Here is a 15,754-nt window from a genome sequence, read left to right on the forward strand (position 1 = left end):
TCGCATTCGGTTTAGTCCTGCCTGCGAGCTTGCTCAGGTAGAATTGCGGCAATTGAAAAAAATTGGTCAAATTGAATCGGATGAGCAGGATTGAACTTGCCACCTTCATGATCAGGCATCTTGGAAAGTTGGCGTTTTTTTATGCATATTCATATTTTAGGTATTTGCGGTACCTTCATGGGCGGGCTGGCAGTATTGGCTAAACAAGCTGGTCATCGTGTGACTGGCTGTGATGCGAATGTGTATCCACCCATGAGTACACAATTAGCCTCGCAAGGAATTGAACTGATCGAAGGTTTTGACCCAGCACAGCTGGATCTGCAACCAGATTTGTTCGTGATTGGTAACGTGGTGTCGCGCGGTAATCCTTTAATGGAAGCGATTTTGAATCGAGGATTGCCATATGTTTCAGGACCACAGTGGATAGGTGAGCAGCTATTACGCGATAAATGGGTGTTGGCAGTCGCGGGTACTCATGGTAAGACCACAACCGCATCCATGTTGGCATGGATTTTGGAGTATGCCGGCTACGCACCAGGATTTTTGATTGGTGGCGTGCCGTTGAATTTTGGTATTTCTGCGCGCTTATCTGGCGACACCGTAGAAGGTCAAGGTAAAACCTCCGACTTTTTTGTAATTGAAGCAGACGAATATGACACTGCGTTTTTTGATAAGCGTAGTAAGTTTGTGCACTATCACGCGAAGACAGCGATTCTAAATAATCTAGAATTCGATCATGCGGATATTTTTCCTGATCTTGCCGCGATCGAAACCCAGTTTCATCATTTGGTGCGCACAGTGCCAGGTATTGGTCGTTTGATCGTGAATGCAAAAGAGCCAGCTTTAGCACGCGTAATACATCGTGGTTGCTGGAGTGAAAAGGAATTTTTCAGTGATAGTGCTTCGGATGCTGAAGTCGATTGGTCTTTGCAATTGGGTGAATCAGAAGATTTTGAAGTGTATTTCAAAGCACAGTTGCAGGGTGTAGTTCGCTGGAACTTAAATGGCGCCCATAATCGTTTAAATGCTTTAGCTGCGATCGCAGCTGCACGTCATGTCGGGGTTGAACCGGTGACCGCGATTGCTGCGCTATCTGAATTTATCAATGTGAAGCGCCGCATGGAAGTGCGTGGTGTGGTCGCCGACATTCAAGTGATTGATGATTTTGCCCATCATCCCACCGCCATCGCCACAACAGTGCAAGGATTGCGCCGCAAAGTGGGTTCAGGACGCATTTTGGCTGTGTTGGAACCGCGTTCAAATACGATGAAGATGGGGGCAATTAAGCAAGCCTTGCCAACTAGTTTAGAAGCTACGGACTTGGTATATGTCTATGGTGCACAGAATGGAAAAGATGCGATTCATTGGAATTTGAGTGATACTTTTTCTCCATTGGGTAGCAAGGCAAAAGCACATCATCAACTAGATGAATTAGTGCGCGATATTGTTAACGAGGCGCGATCCGGAGACGCAATTTTGGTGATGAGTAATGGCGGTTTCGGTGGTGTGCATCAACTATTGTTAGATGCGTTGGCTTTGAAATTTCAGACCGCATCTTCTGCGCAATGAATTAGCTAGATCGTAACGACAATGATTTTGTACTTGCACGGATTTCGTTCCTCGCCGAGCTCATTTAAAGCGCGCTTATTGGCACAACACTATGCCAGCATTGGGCGTGCGGATGACTTTGTTTGCCCACAGTTGCCTGCTTCGCCTGCTGCGGCGATCGCCTTGGCACAAGAATTAATCAATCAGCGTCGCGATGATCGCTTGGTTTTAATTGGTTCATCCTTAGGTGGCTATTATGCGACCTACTTGGCGGAGCAAAATGATTGCAAAGCTGTGTTGGTTAATCCTGCTGTGAAGCCACCGCGTGATTTAGAAAAATACGTCGGTGTCACCTCCGCTTTTCATAGTGATGAGCCGTTTGAGTTTAAGCACGCTTACATCGATGAGTTGAAGCGATTTGCGATTGATACGATTACGCGACCTGAACGTTATTTTTTGATCGCCGCAACCGGAGATGAAGTTTTAGACTGGCGCGACATGGTTGATCATTATCCACAGGCAAAACAATTGATTATTCAAGGTAGTGACCACGGTGTGAGTGAGTTTGCTGAGTATATTGAGACCGTGATGGCGTTCTGTGATGCGGAATAGTTCTTTATCCGTTCTGTCGTCAGGGCAAAAACAAATGCATCGACCTAGAGTCGCTCAATGGCATACGCATACTAATGGTGTGCAAGCGACGCCGATGATGGCGGATTGGTTAAGCAATCGCGATTCATTAACTGAGCGTTTAATTGCGCATAGTCAGCAATTTCGAGTGCAGCGTTTGTACCAAGGTCGCGCGATGTGTTTGCCGGATGAGTTTGCAGAAATTGACTTGGCGAAACCGCAGCAAGTAGTGGAGCGAGAAGTTTTATTGCGATGTGATGATATTGCGGTTGTATACGCACATACCATCGTGCCGCTCACAGCAAATGCGCAAGAGTGGCCTTTATTTGCATCATTAGGAAACCGTTCTTTGGGCACGACTTTGTTCAACGATCCTATGGTGCAACGTGGTCAATTGCAATATGCACGATTGAGTTGGACGCATCCACTCATGCGGCGTATTCAGCATTGTGAGTTTATTCAGCAGGGTGATCTGTTGGGATTGACGCACTTGTGGGCGCGACGTTCCGTATTTACGCGCCACGGCGCAAAGTTATTGGTGACAGAAGTATTTTTGCCGACGCTACAACATTTGCGCTTGGTTGCGCATTCGAATTTGTCGTCGCAGTAATGTAAAGATGTAAGTATTTTAGAAGACAGACAGCATGAATTTATTTTTTGAAGAATCCGGTGATTTCAAGGCAGGTAGCGTGTTGTCGCAAGCGGGTGAGGCATATCAGGTAGAGCTAGCCAGTGGCAAACGAACCAAGGTGAAAGCCAAAGACGTTTTATTGCAATTTACTGCGCCAACTCCACAAGAATTGTTGGAACAAGCGAAGCAACAAAGTACTGAAATCGATCTTGAATTTTTATGGGAAGTTGCGGGTCAAGAAGAGTTTGGTTTTGCCGAATTGGGAGCGGAGTATTTTGGGCATGCACCACAAGCGGTAGAGGCAGCTGGTTTGATTTTGGCCTTACATGGTGCGCCGTTTTATTTTTATAAAAAGGGACGCGGCCGCTATAAGGCTGCACCAGAGACGGCACTTAAAGCAGCATTAGCAGGCATAGAAAAGAAGAAGCAGCAAGCGGTTATTCAAGCTGCTTATGTTGAAGAATTGAAGCAATTGCGTTTGCCTGAACAATTTAAGAGTTTGGGTTTGCAATTATTGTTTAAACCTGACAAAAACAGCATTGAATATAAAGCATTGGTTGAAGCTTGTTCTGCGATGCAAATGAATCCAGCGCGCTTGATGTTGGCAAGTGGCGGATTAAAAAGCGCGAAAGACTTTCACTTGTCTAAATTTTTGCTGGAGCATTTCCCGAAAGGATCTGGTTTTCCGCAAATCGCCTTGCCAAGTTTGCCGCAAGATTTACCTGTCGCCGATGTGCGAGCATTTTCTATCGATGATGTGACGACAACCGAAATCGATGATGCTCTATCGATCACGCATATTGATGATCACACCGTTAAAGTTGGTATTCATATTGCTGCACCGGCTTTAGGTATACAACGTAATGATGCCGTGGATCTGATGGCTCGCGCTCGTATGTCGACAGTCTATATGCCTGGCGACAAAATTACGATGATGCCTGATTCTCTGGTGGATATTTACACTTTGGGTGAGGGGCAAACACGTCCAGCGGTGTCTCTATATGTCACGGTGAATATGAGTGATTGGAGCATCCTCAGCACCGAAACCAAGGTCGAAGCGGTACCTATCGCAGCAAATCTTCGCCATAACGAGCTTGATGCATTAGTCACAGAAGAAAATCTTGCGAACGACGCAGGCGATTATCCGCATAAGGCTGATATCGCCTTGTTGTGGAAATGGGTACAAGTATTAGAAGCAGGGCGTATGGCCAAGCGTGAAAGCTTTGGCTTAAAGCCAGAACAAACCAATCGCGTCGATTTTAATTTTTATGTTGAAGATGACGTGGTTAGTATCGTGCGGCGTAAGCGTGGTGCGCCTTTAGATAAAATCGTTGCAGAGTTGATGATTTTGGCGAACAGCACTTGGGGTAAGTTGTTAGCCGATCATGGTATTCCTGGCATCTATCGCGCTCAAGGTGGTGGCTCTGGCGGTTGGGCAGCCAAGATGCAGGTTCGAATGGTGACACATGCCGCGCCCCATCAAGGATTAGGGGTGGACCAGTATGCTTGGAGCACTTCACCTTTGCGTCGGTATACCGATTTGGTCAATCAATGGCAGATCATTGCTTGTGTGCAGCATGGTGTGACTGCAGCGCTGGTAGCTCCTTTCAAACCAAAAGATGCAGATTTGTTTGCGATCGTGTCGGGGTTTGATGCGGCTTACGCGGCCTACGGTGATTTCCAAACCAATATGGAACGCTATTGGTGTTTGCGTTGGTTAGGCCAAGAAAAACGTCAGCAAGTCGATGCTGTTGTATTAAAAGATGAAGTCTTGCGTTTGTTGGAAATCCCGCTGATCATTCGTCTGCCCGGTATGCCACAAATGGCGCGTGGCGCGCAGGTTCGACTCGAAGTGATTCGTTGGGATGAGTTGGACTTGAGTATCGAAGTGCGTTTGCTAGAAATGTTGGCGACATCGACCGATGAAGATTTAGAAGAGGCACCAGAAGACGAAGTTGTGGATCAAGTTGCGCCAGAGACTGAATTAATTGAGTCGGATGTAGCACATTCGCTGACGACAGAAGTCGATGGTGATCAAGATTTGGCGCTGCAAGAATCAAATTCGGTTGTCGATTTGGCTGAAGGTCTTGATCCAAAATCAGATGGCGCGATGTAGTGCCGAATACAAATCAATCGGCTTAATGCAAGAACTGCAAGTGCTTTGTTTGATCTGCTTGGCGACCGACTTTCGCTGCGCCAATTTTGTGTAAGCTTGATGTAGTGTGGAATTTAATTTGTGAAAATCATTCTCGATAATTTGATTCTTAGTATGGCAGCGCTCGCTTCAGTGCTAGTGCACGCGGTCGCCTTGATGGTGCATTTCGTGATGCCGCCGCCTGAGCCAGTGCCAGCACACGATCCAGGTTTGGAAATCATTTTAGTCAATGCAAAACACGCCAAACGCCCGATGCAAGCGCAAGCATTAGCGCAGGTGAATTTAGATGGTGGCGGTGCGAATGATGAAGGGCGTGCGAAGTCACCATTACCTGATATGCGTCGAACAGAAGATGGTGATAGCGTCTTGGTTGCGCAGCGAAAAATTCAAGAACTAGAAGAGCGTCAAAAACAGTTGATCGATCAAGTGCGTAATGAAACGCGTTTTAAATCGCAGCGCGTACTCGACAAAAAACAATTAGAGGACAATCAACAAGCTGAAAACGGGCGAGACCAGTTAGATAGCAGCAAAATGTTAGCGCGTTCGATTACTGAAGTCTCACAAGCGATTGAAGATCAAAACAAACGTCCTCGAAAGACATTTTTATCGCCGAGTACGCAAGCTGTTGGGCATGCAATTTATTACAAAGCACTGCAGAAAAAAGTCGAAGAGGTGGGAACCATTAATTTCCCTCAGGTGAATGGTAAAAAACTCTACGGCGAAGTGATTATTTATATCCCGATTTTTCAAGATGGCACCATCTATGAAAAAGGTGGGGGACCCAAAGTGGAGAAATCATCGGGAAATGCCGCATTAGATGCAGCTGCATTAAAAATTATTAGGAAGGCCGCGCCATTTGGGCATTTTCCGCCGAATATGCGTTCGAAAGACAAAGATGATATTTGGATTGTGATCACGCGCTTCAAGTTTACGCGTGAACAGCAATTAGAAACCGAGATGCGCGGAGGTCAGCAATGAGTGCGTTCAATAGCTCGGCGCAGTTAGACCGCTATTGCGTGTTTGGTAATCCAATTCATCATAGTAAGTCGCCTATCATTCACGCGATGTTTGCTAGTCAGACTGGGCAAGCGTTGAAATATGCTGCAAGGCTAGCGCCGCTTGATGGTTTTACCGCCTCGGTACAGCAATTTATTGCCGAAGGGGGGAAGGGCGCGAATGTCACTGTACCGTTTAAGTTGGAGGCCTATGCTTTGGCTCATCAATTGAGCGAGCGAGCAGCCATTGCGGGCGCCGTCAACACACTGACGTTTTCTGATGGGATGATTGTTGGTGACAACACCGATGGTGTCGGTCTGGTGCGAGATATCACAAAAAACGCAAAGACCGCGATTGTTGGGCGTCGGCTTTTGTTATTAGGCGCCGGCGGTGCGGCGCGTGGCGCGCTATTGCCACTGTTGGCGCAACAGCCTGCCAGTTTGACGATAGCAAACCGTACCATATCGAAAGCGGAAGATTTGGTGCAATTAGCGCATGCCACAAAAACTTATCGTGGTGATATTAAGGCGAAAACATGGCAAGCCTTGAATGGTAGCTTCGATGTCATTATTAATGCGACTTCGGCGAGCCTACAAAGTGAGGTGCCGCCAATTCCCAATACGGTTTTCTGTGACACCAGTTTGGCATATGACATGATGTATAGCGATGGGCAAACCAGTTTCAATCGTTACGCTGAACAAGCTGGTGCCCGCACGCGTGATGGTTTGGGGATGTTATTGGAACAAGCGGCGGAAGCTTTTTTTATCTGGCGTGGTGTAAGACCGCAAACGGCTCCGTTGTTCGCGCATTTTCGTACTAAAGGGGGCGTTTGAAATATGAAGTTGAAACGCATTTTATTTTGGTTGATTGTTCTGCCGATTAGTTTGTTCTTGCTTCTACAATTGTATTTTTTGATTCAAATTATTTGGTGGCGTAGCTTTAATCCAGAGTCAACAAGTTTCATGCGTCAGCAAGAAGCTATTTTGCAGGAGAAAGATCCTAAGTTTGTTTTGAAACATAAATGGGTCGACTATTCGAAAATTTCCAGGAATTTGAAGCGTGCAGTGATTGCTTCCGAAGATGATGGTTTCTCAGAACACGATGGCGTAGACTGGGATGCGATGCAAAAAGCCTTTGAAAAAAATAAGAAAAAGGGCAAAGTGGTTTCTGGTGGATCAACCATTACCCAACAATTAGCGAAAAATTTATTCTTGTCTGGCGAACGCAGTTATTTTCGCAAAGGACAAGAATTAATTATTACCTTCATGTTGGAAATGTGCATGGATAAAGAGCGCATTTTTGAAATTTATTTGAATTCAGTAGAGTGGGGGATTGGCGTGTTTGGTGCGGAAGCGGCGGCTCGCCATTATTACGGCATCAGTGCAGCATCCTTATCACCAGCGCAAGCAGCCCGTCTTGCAGTGATGCTGCCAAAGCCGCGATACTACGATAAAAATACTGGGTCGGCGTATTTGCAAAAACGCAGTGAAATTATTTTACGTCGCATGAACTCGTCAGAGTTACCAGCGCGATAAAGGAGTTGGCATGATCAATGTATTTGTTTTACACAATGGACGCCTGAGTCAAATACACATCGAGAGTCGAGAGGATCTAGAAAATACCTTGCCAGTGTGGGTAGATTTAACTGATCCAAACGAGGAAGAGCGTGAATGGGTGAAAGGCATTTACGGTGTGACTTTGCCAGGTGAAGACGAGGTCAAAGACATCGAAGCTTCGGCTCGTTACTACGAGGCGGACAATGGCGACTTGCATCTACGCACTGACTTCTTGATTGATGATGACGATGATGATGAGCCTGCACGTACGGTCACCGTCGCTTTCATTTTGGCACGTGAAATTTTGTTCTCTGTGCACACCGTCGATTTGCCGGTATTTCGCCTAGTTAGAATGCGCGCACGTTCGCGTCCAGGCTCAATTGCCGATTACAAAGACGTGTTAATGGATTTGTATGCGACCGATGCGGAATATTCTGCGGATGCATTAGAAGGTATTTATCAAAATTTGGAAGACGTTAGTCGAGCCGTACTGCAAAAGGATTTTTCAGATCAAGATGCAGCCGTTGCTTTGAACGCGATCGCGCAAGAGGAAGATTTGAACGGCAGGATACGCCGCAATATGATGGATACACGGCGTGCGGTCAGTTTCTTAATGCGCGGACGTTTGCTCAATGCGGAGCAGTTTGAAGAGGCAAGACAGATTCTGCGCGATATTGAATCGCTTGATGGTCATACCTCGTTTTTGTTCGATAAGATTAACTTCTTGATGGATGCCACCGTCGGTTTTATTAATATTAATCAGAATAAGATTATTAAGATTTTCTCCGTCGCATCGGTAGCTTTCTTGCCGCCAACTTTGATCGCGAGTATTTATGGGATGAACTTCAAGGTTTGGTTCCCTGAATTGGATTGGACATTTGGTTATCCGTTTGCGCTTAGTTTGATGCTGGTTTCCGCGATCACACCGTTTTGGTATTTCAAGCGTCGAGGATGGCTAAAATAAGATAATCAAATAAGAGCACCAATTCGTTTGTTGCCATAAATTCGTTAAGAATTGTAAACGCCTGATTTTTGATTGCGAATTTCCTTTCAGGAATATTCTTGCTATTGTAAAATCAACCAGATAAGTTTTCCGTCGGGTGAAAGCAAATTAGCTAGCTGCAGACTGATGTACTTCACTAAGTTGTCACTGGTGAAGCTTAGAGTGGAATGGTAGGGATTTACGATGGCGGCAATCGCATGACTCAGCAAGAAAATTTAACTCCTCAAACTGATAAACCAAGCAATAGCACGGGATTCGGCTCGGGTATTCGAGAAGATATTTTGCATCGCGATCCTTTGCTCGATTGTTTGGTTGAGCTAACCCGAATCCATGGTCGGCCGAGTACGCGTGCGGCCTTGACGGCAGGTCTGCCATTGCCTGCAGCGGGATTAACCCCTTCTTTATTTGCAAGAGCTGCGGCCCATGCGGGTTTCTCTGCCAAAGTTGTGCGCCGAGAGTTGTTAAAAATCGACGCAGCTTTAATGCCCGTGATTTTGCTACTCAAAAATAATGAAGCTTGTTTATTGCAAGGTTGGGGTAGCGATGGTGAACGTGCGCAATTACTGATGCCGGATTCTGGGCAAGGTGCGGTGAGTCTAAGTCGAGAAGAATTATTGGCGCGCTACACAGGAGTCGCGATTTTTTCGCGCCCCCATTTCCGGTTTGATCGACGTACCCCACCATTGGTTGAAGTTCCGCAGCGTCATTGGTTCTGGGGCGCTGTGTTGGAACAAAGTCCTATCTTTAAAGATATTCTTGCCGCTGCCTTACTAATTAATCTGTTTGCGATCGCAATGCCCTTGTTCACCATGAACGTATACGACCGTGTGGTGCCGAATTTTGCGTTTCAAACTTTATGGGTATTCGCTGGTGGGATTATTTTAGTTTTACTTTTAGATTACGCCATTCGTGTCTTGCGCGGACACTTCATTAATTTAGTTAGTAATCGCATCGATCTCAAATTATCCGGCTTGATTATGGAGCGGGTATTGGGCATGCGTATGTCGGAACGTCCGGCCTCGGTTGGTGCCTTTGCTTCGAATTTGCGTTCATTTGAAACCGTGCGTGATTTCATTGCGTCTGCGACTGTCACTGCCTTGATTGATCTGCCATTTGCAATTCTGTTCTTATTTGTACTAGCTTGGATTGCTTGGCCTATCGTGTTACTACCGATTATCGGCATCATTTTGGTGGTGATCTATAGCTATATGGTTCAGCACAAAATGCGTGAATTGTCGGAAACGACCTTCCGTGCTGCCGCGCTACGAAATTCCACCTTGGTGGAAAGTCTAACTGCCTTAGAAACAATCAAAGCGCACGGTGCAGAGAGCCAGATGCAAGAGAAATGGGAAAAAACCACCGCATTTCTCGCGAAAGTTAATTCTGAACTCAAATTGCTATCTTCATCGAGTATCAATGGCGCTTCTACGATTCAGCAACTAGTGAATGTGGCGGTGGTGATTGCGGGCGTTTATTTGATTCAAGAAAAAATGATGTCTATGGGTGGCTTGATTGCTGCAACCATGTTGGCGGGGCGAGCAATGGCACCGGTAGCACAAGTAGTTGGCTTGATGTTGCAATTTGAAGGTGCAAAAAATTCGCTGGCGTCCTTAGAAAATATCATGGCGACACCAACGGAACGTAGTGACGAAACCGCTTTCATTCACCGACCTGAAATTAAAGGGCAAATCGAATTTCGTAATGTTCATTTTAGTTATCCTGGCCGAACTGAAGAAGCGTTGCGCGGTGTGAGTTTTAAAATCGCACAAGGCGAACATGTGGTCATTATTGGTCGTATTGGATCTGGTAAATCCACCTTAGAGAAATTAATCTTGGGCTTGTATGCACCGACTAAGGGAGCCGTGCTACTAGATGATGTCGACTTGCGACAATTAGATCCTGCTGATTTGCGCCGAAATTTAGGATACGTAGAACAAGATTCGATGTTGTTCTACGGCAGCTTACGAGAAAATATTACGATTCGAGCGCCTTATGCGGATGATCGTGCGGTCGTTGCCGCTGCTGAGTTGGCAGGCTTAACAGAGTTTGTTAATAGCCATCCAGAAGGCTTTGATATGGCGATCAGCGAGCGCGGCGAATCGATTTCTGGCGGTCAGCGTCAAAGTATTGCGATTGCGCGAGCTGCTTTGCTGGATCCGCCTGTTTTGCTGCTCGATGAGCCAACGAGTGCGATGGATTATCCTTCAGAGGCACAATTTAAAGATCGCATCGGACGTTATGGCAAACATAAGACCATGATTATTGTGACGCATAGACCGAGTTTGATGGATTTGGCCACACGCATTATCGTGCTTGATCATGGTGTGATTGTGGCGGATGGGCCGCGCGACAAAGTTATGCATGCGTTGCAAACTGGTCAAATTGGAAGAGCGAAATTATGAAGTTCTGGCAACGATTAGGACTTGGCGTCTTGTCTTTATTAGAGCGTCTGCGTTTGCGTTTGGGGATGACGCCGGGTGGATGGCTGCAACGCTGGCAAGACGATGTCAGTTTGCCTGAATCAGATTTCATGCGTGATGCGGATAGTATCATTGCGCAGCAGGAACCTTTGCGTGCACGCATCTTACTGCGCGCGGTGATTGTAGTTTGCGTGTTGTTTGTGTTGTGGGCTGCGTTTGTGCACGTCGATGAAATTACCAAAGGAGAAGGCAAGGTCATTCCTTCTCAGCAGCTACAAGTTTATCCCAGTTTGGATGGCGGTATCGTTACCGATATTTTGGTAAAAGAGGGGCAGGTCGTCAATGAGGGGCAGGTTTTATTACAGATTGACCCGACCCGATTCGAAGCATCCGTGAATGAAAATCGAGCCTTGTATTTATCATTGACTGCGAAAGCAGCACGCTTGCGAGCGATTGGTGAGGGAAAAGCTTTTGTGCCACCGCCAGAAGTGGTTGCCGAAGATCCTAAGACAGCCGAAGAAGAGCAAAAATTATATGAAACTGCGACTTCTGAGTTAAACACACAAGTCTCAATCGCGAGACAGCAATACGAGCAACGTAGTCAAGAGCAAGCAGAAGCGATTGCACGCCAAAAACAAGCTACAAATGCTTATGAATCTAGTTTGAAGGAATTGAATGTTACCAAGCCCTTGTTAGCGACTGGTGCTGTGTCAGAGGTGGAATTGCTGCGCTTGGAACGTGATGTTTCTCGATTTAAAGGCGAAAAAGATGTTGCTACTGCACAGATCGCCCGCTCTGGCGCTGCAATGTCTGAGGCTATGCGTAAGATTCAAGAAGTTGAATTAGCTGTACGTAATAATGCCAGCAAAGAATTATCAGAAACGATGGCACGTTTAAATTCATTGATTCAAACTGGCACCGGCTTGGCGGACAAAGTTAAACAGACCGCCATTCGTTCGCAAGTACGCGGTACTGTCAAGCGATTATTGGTTAATACTGTCGGTGGCGTGGTTCAGCCTGGTCGCGATGTGGTTGAAGTTGTTCCAAGTGACGGTAAGTTGATTTTGGAAGCGAAAGTCGCACCAAAAGATATCGCATTCTTGGTGCCAGGGCAAAAAGCGGTGGTGAAGTTCTCTGCTTACGACTTCGCCACATACGGCGGCTTGGATGCAAAATTAGAGCATATCGGTGCCGATTCGGTGACCGATGAACGAGGCAATACCTTTTACACCGTGCGGGTTTCGACGAATAAATCGACTTTGGAAGGCGGACAGCCGATTATTCCAGGTATGGTGGCGGAGGTTGATATCATTACTGGTAAAAAGACTATCCTGTCTTATATGTTAAAACCCGTTTTGCGTGCAAAACAAGCGGCATTTACTGAGCGCTAGGTGATGAAATTGTTTGACCAAAATTGTGTAACGATGCACTTCTTCAGCTCGGCAACGATGGAAATTCCGACTGCTTTGAAGAAAAGCTTTCCCTTGGTTAAATCCATGGAAATTCCTAAACTTAGTAGATTGCCTAGCAACGGTAAATCAATCATTTGGATGCATTTAAGGTCGGGTCAAACTATCGCAGAACAATTGGCACCAGTGAAAGCTGCTGCACCTGCAGCTTTGATCGTGGTCATGAGTGACATCCCAAATGATCTAGAAGCATTGGCAGCATTTTCAATGTTGGCAAAAGCTTATTGCAATACGCATGCAGGCGCTGAGGTTTTATTAAATATTGCGAGTGTTGTAGAGCAAGGTGGGATTTGGATTGGCGAATCCATCATGCAGAAGTTAATCGGCGGGGCAGCACCAGCGGCACCCCAGTTAGATTTAGCTATTGGTAAATGGGCTAAAGTTTTGACTGGCCGTGAGCTGGAAGTGGCGAAGGCAATTGCGATTGGTCTGACAAACAAAGAAATTGCTTCAAAAATGCATATCACGGAAAGAACCGTAAAGGCGCATGTCGGCGCAGTTCTTGATAAATTGCAATTAAAAAATCGTTTGCAACTCGCCTTGCTTGTAAAAGAAGGTTAAATCGATTTTCTCTAGTACTTAGGTACAATTACTTGGCTGAAATGGATTTGTTAGAGTCTGGATATTCAATTTATCCGTCTGGAGACTCAAAATGGCAAATTCAGCAAATATTATTGGCAAAGTAGTTGCGCTTCAAGGTCAAGCTTTCATCAAGTCTCCTGATGGTAAGCAACATCAACTCAAAGTAGGTGATGTCGTCTATGAAAAAGACATCATCATTACCGCACCAGGTGCCCAAGTCGAATTAGCATTTGATTCCGGCCATCATTACTTAGTTCGTCAAAATGAAACTGTGACGCTTGATGCGTCTGTGTTTGCGCCTAGCCAATCCGACATCGCAAAGGCCGCCTTATTGCCAGCGGACGCTAACCAACAAAATGTCGCGAAGGCGATTATAGGCGGCGATAGCCTTGATCAATTACTAGAAGAAACAGCGGCAGGTTTGGGCGGTGGTGAAGCTAGTGATGGAAATAATTTTGTGCGGGTTGGACGAATTGCTGAGAGTATCACTCCAGCAAGTATCGTAGCCGTCACCACCACTACTTCAACTACTCAAACACAGCAAGACGCTCCACCAGTCGTTGTCAACGAAGTTCCTAATGTCATCTCTGTATCGTCGCCAAGTAGTGGTGAGGGTACTAGCCAAGATTTCACGGTAGAACTCTCTGCGCCTAGCACGCAAACTATTCAATTGAATTTGTCTCTCTCTTCGGGTAGTGCAACACTCGGTTTTGATACGAGCACGCAATTCGTCTCGTTTAATGGTGGACAATCGTTTATTCCATTCAGTGGGGGGAGCGTTGATGTTCCAGCTGGTGTGACGAGTGTGATCGTTCGTGTGAATACTGTTAACGATGGTTTGATTGAGGGTAATGAAAATTTTTCATTGACTGCAAGTACATCATCTAATGTTTCAGTAGTCAGCGGCACTGGTTCGATTGTTGACGCCGCAGCTCCGGTACTGTCTATTAGTGGCCCGGTTGAAGTTAACGAGTCGACTGGGGTGGTGACGTTCACGGTCAGCTTAAATTCTGCAAGCACAGCGACTGTTTCCGTTAATTACGCTACTGCTAACGGTTCAGCTATCGCTGGTAGTGACTTTACACCAGTTGCGGGAAATATCGTCTTTGCCCCTGGCGAGACAACAAAAACTATTTCAGTGCCAATTACTGCGGATCGTATTTTTGAAAACTTAGAAAATTTTAGTGTTAACTTGTCAAATCCAAGCAATGCCTTAATTGGTAGTGGCAGTACTTCAGTCAATATTCGTGATGAGGCACTGGTGGTGAGTAGCATTTCAAGTCCGACTGTTAACGAAGGTGGACCGCTTGTATTTGATGTTAGTTTAAGTGGTGTAAGTAATACTGACACCGAAGTCAGTGTGAGCCTCGCCTCAGGCTCTGCGATTTTAGGGGTAGACACTGGGGTTCAAGAATATTCTGTGGATGGTGGAGGATCTTGGAGGCCATTTAACGGTGTGGTGCTCGTTCCACCGGGTTCAATTGGATTTCAAGTTCGCGTTGCGACATTGACTGATAATTTAATTGAAGGTAGGGAAACAATATCTCTTTCTGGAGGTACTTCGCAAAATACGTCACCAGTAGTTGGTACTGGAACTATTGTAGATAGTACTGTTTTGTCAGTAAATATTAGTGGCCCCACCAGTGTAAATGAAGGAGTGGGATCGGTTAGTTATACGATTAGTTTAAGCGGACCAAGTACCACTCCAGTGAGCGTTAACTATCAAAGTAGCGATGGGACTGCCCTAAATGGAAGTGACTATGGTGCTGTCTCAGGTAGTGTTACTTTTGAACCGGGAGAAACTACCAAGGTAATCACAGTCAATATTATAAATGATTCTATTTTTGAAGGACCTGAAAATTTTAACGTGAGTCTTTCAGGTGTGATTAATGCAACTATTGGTAATGGATCGGTCTCAACGACTATTTTTGATGACGGTACAGGATTTGGTGGAAACGACGATGACCGGATTACTGTTAGCAGTGTTTCTAGCCCATCTGTTAGCGAAGGTGGCGATCTCATTTTTACCGTTAATTTGAGTGGTAAAAGTTCTAATGATACTTCTGTATCAGTTAGCGCTTCTTCAGGTACGGCAATTCTCGGCATTGATACTAATGAAGGACAAGAATTTTCACTGGATGGTGGTTTGAGTTGGAATCCACTGAATGGAACGATTGTTGTCCCTGCAGGTGTGGATAGTTTTCAAGTGAGGGTATCCACGAAGATTGATGGAATACTTGAGGGCGATGAGACTATAAGTTTATCTGCGGCAACCGCTCAGAACGCTAGCTCAATTACTGGTATCGGAACCATCATTGATGGAGCGGTACCTTCGATTAGTGTTGTCGGCCCAGCGAGCATCAATGAGTCAGCAGGGACAGTAACTTATACAGTCAGTTTAAGCTCAGCTAGTATTGCTACTGTTAATGTTAACTTTGCCACAAATAACGGCTCTGCGATTAGTGCAAGTGATTTTGTTGGAACTTCTGGGACTATCTCTTTTGCTCCAGGCGAGACAACAAAAACAGTTGTAGTTTCATTGATTAATGACTCAATCGAAGAAAGTACAGAAAATTTCACTTTTAATCTTAGTAACGCTGTTAATGCGACTATTGGCAACGCCAGCTTAGTTACATCGATCATTGATGATGACAGGCCCACGATCACCACAGTCGAACCAGGCGCAGCAGGCCCAGCCGGTGACACGGTGGTCGAAGGCAATAATTTGGTGTACACAGTCAGCTTGTCGGGTCCGACCACAATC

The 15,754-nt window shown here is 45.8% G+C and carries 12 protein-coding genes; all 12 read left to right on the forward strand.

Annotation, left to right across the window (positions count from 1 at the left end):
• Positions 1 to 141: 141 nt before the first annotated feature.
• A complete protein-coding gene (gene mpl / locus IE103_RS15150; RefSeq protein WP_189346973.1) occupies positions 142 to 1,569 on the forward strand; it encodes a UDP-N-acetylmuramate:L-alanyl-gamma-D-glutamyl-meso-diaminopimelate ligase in 1,428 nt (475 codons plus the stop codon).
• 21 nt (positions 1,570 to 1,590) lie between these two features.
• The gene (locus tag IE103_RS15155) at positions 1,591 to 2,160 is read left to right on the forward strand and encodes a YqiA/YcfP family alpha/beta fold hydrolase (RefSeq protein ID WP_189346974.1); all 570 of its coding nucleotides are present in this window, start codon (positions 1,591 to 1,593) and stop codon (positions 2,158 to 2,160) included.
• 34 nt (positions 2,161 to 2,194) lie between these two features.
• Entirely contained in the window at positions 2,195 to 2,788 is a 594-nt protein-coding gene (locus tag IE103_RS15160; RefSeq protein ID WP_189346975.1) for a chorismate--pyruvate lyase family protein, read from the forward strand.
• A 34-nt stretch (positions 2,789 to 2,822) separates the two neighbouring features.
• The gene (locus tag IE103_RS15165; RefSeq protein WP_189346976.1) at positions 2,823 to 4,925 is read left to right on the forward strand and encodes an RNB domain-containing ribonuclease; all 2,103 of its coding nucleotides are present in this window, start codon (positions 2,823 to 2,825) and stop codon (positions 4,923 to 4,925) included.
• 120 nt (positions 4,926 to 5,045) lie between these two features.
• Positions 5,046 to 5,942 (forward strand): energy transducer TonB family protein, encoded by an 897-nt coding sequence (locus IE103_RS15170; RefSeq protein WP_229827313.1) that lies wholly within the window; start codon positions 5,046 to 5,048, stop codon positions 5,940 to 5,942.
• Positions 5,939 to 6,793 (forward strand): shikimate dehydrogenase, encoded by an 855-nt coding sequence (aroE, locus tag IE103_RS15175; protein WP_189346977.1) that lies wholly within the window; start codon positions 5,939 to 5,941, stop codon positions 6,791 to 6,793. Before IE103_RS15170 ends, aroE begins: the two co-directional genes overlap by 4 nt.
• 3 nt (positions 6,794 to 6,796) lie before the next feature.
• The gene (mtgA, locus tag IE103_RS15180) at positions 6,797 to 7,495 is read left to right on the forward strand and encodes a monofunctional biosynthetic peptidoglycan transglycosylase (RefSeq protein ID WP_189346978.1); all 699 of its coding nucleotides are present in this window, start codon (positions 6,797 to 6,799) and stop codon (positions 7,493 to 7,495) included.
• 10 nt (positions 7,496 to 7,505) lie between these two features.
• Complete coding sequence (corA, locus tag IE103_RS15185) at positions 7,506 to 8,480, forward strand: magnesium/cobalt transporter CorA (protein WP_189346979.1); 975 nt, start codon at positions 7,506 to 7,508, stop codon at positions 8,478 to 8,480.
• A 236-nt stretch (positions 8,481 to 8,716) separates the two neighbouring features.
• On the forward strand, positions 8,717 to 10,921 hold the full coding sequence (locus tag IE103_RS15190; RefSeq protein WP_189346980.1) for a type I secretion system permease/ATPase: 2,205 nt from the start codon (positions 8,717 to 8,719) through the stop codon (positions 10,919 to 10,921).
• On the forward strand, positions 10,918 to 12,330 hold the full coding sequence (locus tag IE103_RS15195) for an HlyD family type I secretion periplasmic adaptor subunit (RefSeq protein ID WP_189346981.1): 1,413 nt from the start codon (positions 10,918 to 10,920) through the stop codon (positions 12,328 to 12,330). Before IE103_RS15190 ends, IE103_RS15195 begins: the two co-directional genes overlap by 4 nt.
• Positions 12,331 to 12,363: 33 nt before the next feature.
• The gene (locus tag IE103_RS15200) at positions 12,364 to 12,969 is read left to right on the forward strand and encodes a response regulator transcription factor (protein ID WP_189346982.1); all 606 of its coding nucleotides are present in this window, start codon (positions 12,364 to 12,366) and stop codon (positions 12,967 to 12,969) included.
• A gap of 91 nt (positions 12,970 to 13,060) precedes the next feature.
• Positions 13,061 to 15,754, forward strand: a 2,694-nt coding sequence (locus IE103_RS15205) for a retention module-containing protein (RefSeq protein WP_189346983.1), incomplete at its 3' end; no start/stop codon positions are given.

This window comes from Affinundibacterium macrobrachii (genome assembly GCF_014652415.1).
Taxonomy (GTDB): domain Bacteria; phylum Pseudomonadota; class Gammaproteobacteria; order Burkholderiales; family Burkholderiaceae_D; genus Undibacterium; species Undibacterium macrobrachii.

What these genes read in the sequence shown, in the direction of transcription:
- mpl (WP_189346973.1), top strand. Translation starts at nt 142, where the DNA reads ATGCATATTCATATTTTAGGTATTTGCGGTACCTTCATGGGCGGGCTG.
- IE103_RS15155 (WP_189346974.1), top strand. Translation starts at nt 1,591, where the DNA reads ATGATTTTGTACTTGCACGGATTTCGTTCCTCGCCGAGCTCATTTAAA.
- IE103_RS15160 (WP_189346975.1), top strand. Translation starts at nt 2,195, where the DNA reads ATGCATCGACCTAGAGTCGCTCAATGGCATACGCATACTAATGGTGTG.
- IE103_RS15165 (WP_189346976.1), top strand. Translation starts at nt 2,823, where the DNA reads ATGAATTTATTTTTTGAAGAATCCGGTGATTTCAAGGCAGGTAGCGTG.
- aroE (WP_189346977.1), top strand. Translation starts at nt 5,939, where the DNA reads ATGAGTGCGTTCAATAGCTCGGCGCAGTTAGACCGCTATTGCGTGTTT.
- mtgA (WP_189346978.1), top strand. Translation starts at nt 6,797, where the DNA reads ATGAAGTTGAAACGCATTTTATTTTGGTTGATTGTTCTGCCGATTAGT.
- corA (WP_189346979.1), top strand. Translation starts at nt 7,506, where the DNA reads ATGATCAATGTATTTGTTTTACACAATGGACGCCTGAGTCAAATACAC.
- IE103_RS15190 (WP_189346980.1), top strand. Translation starts at nt 8,717, where the DNA reads ATGACTCAGCAAGAAAATTTAACTCCTCAAACTGATAAACCAAGCAAT.
- IE103_RS15195 (WP_189346981.1), top strand. Translation starts at nt 10,918, where the DNA reads ATGAAGTTCTGGCAACGATTAGGACTTGGCGTCTTGTCTTTATTAGAG.
- IE103_RS15200 (WP_189346982.1), top strand. Translation starts at nt 12,364, where the DNA reads ATGCACTTCTTCAGCTCGGCAACGATGGAAATTCCGACTGCTTTGAAG.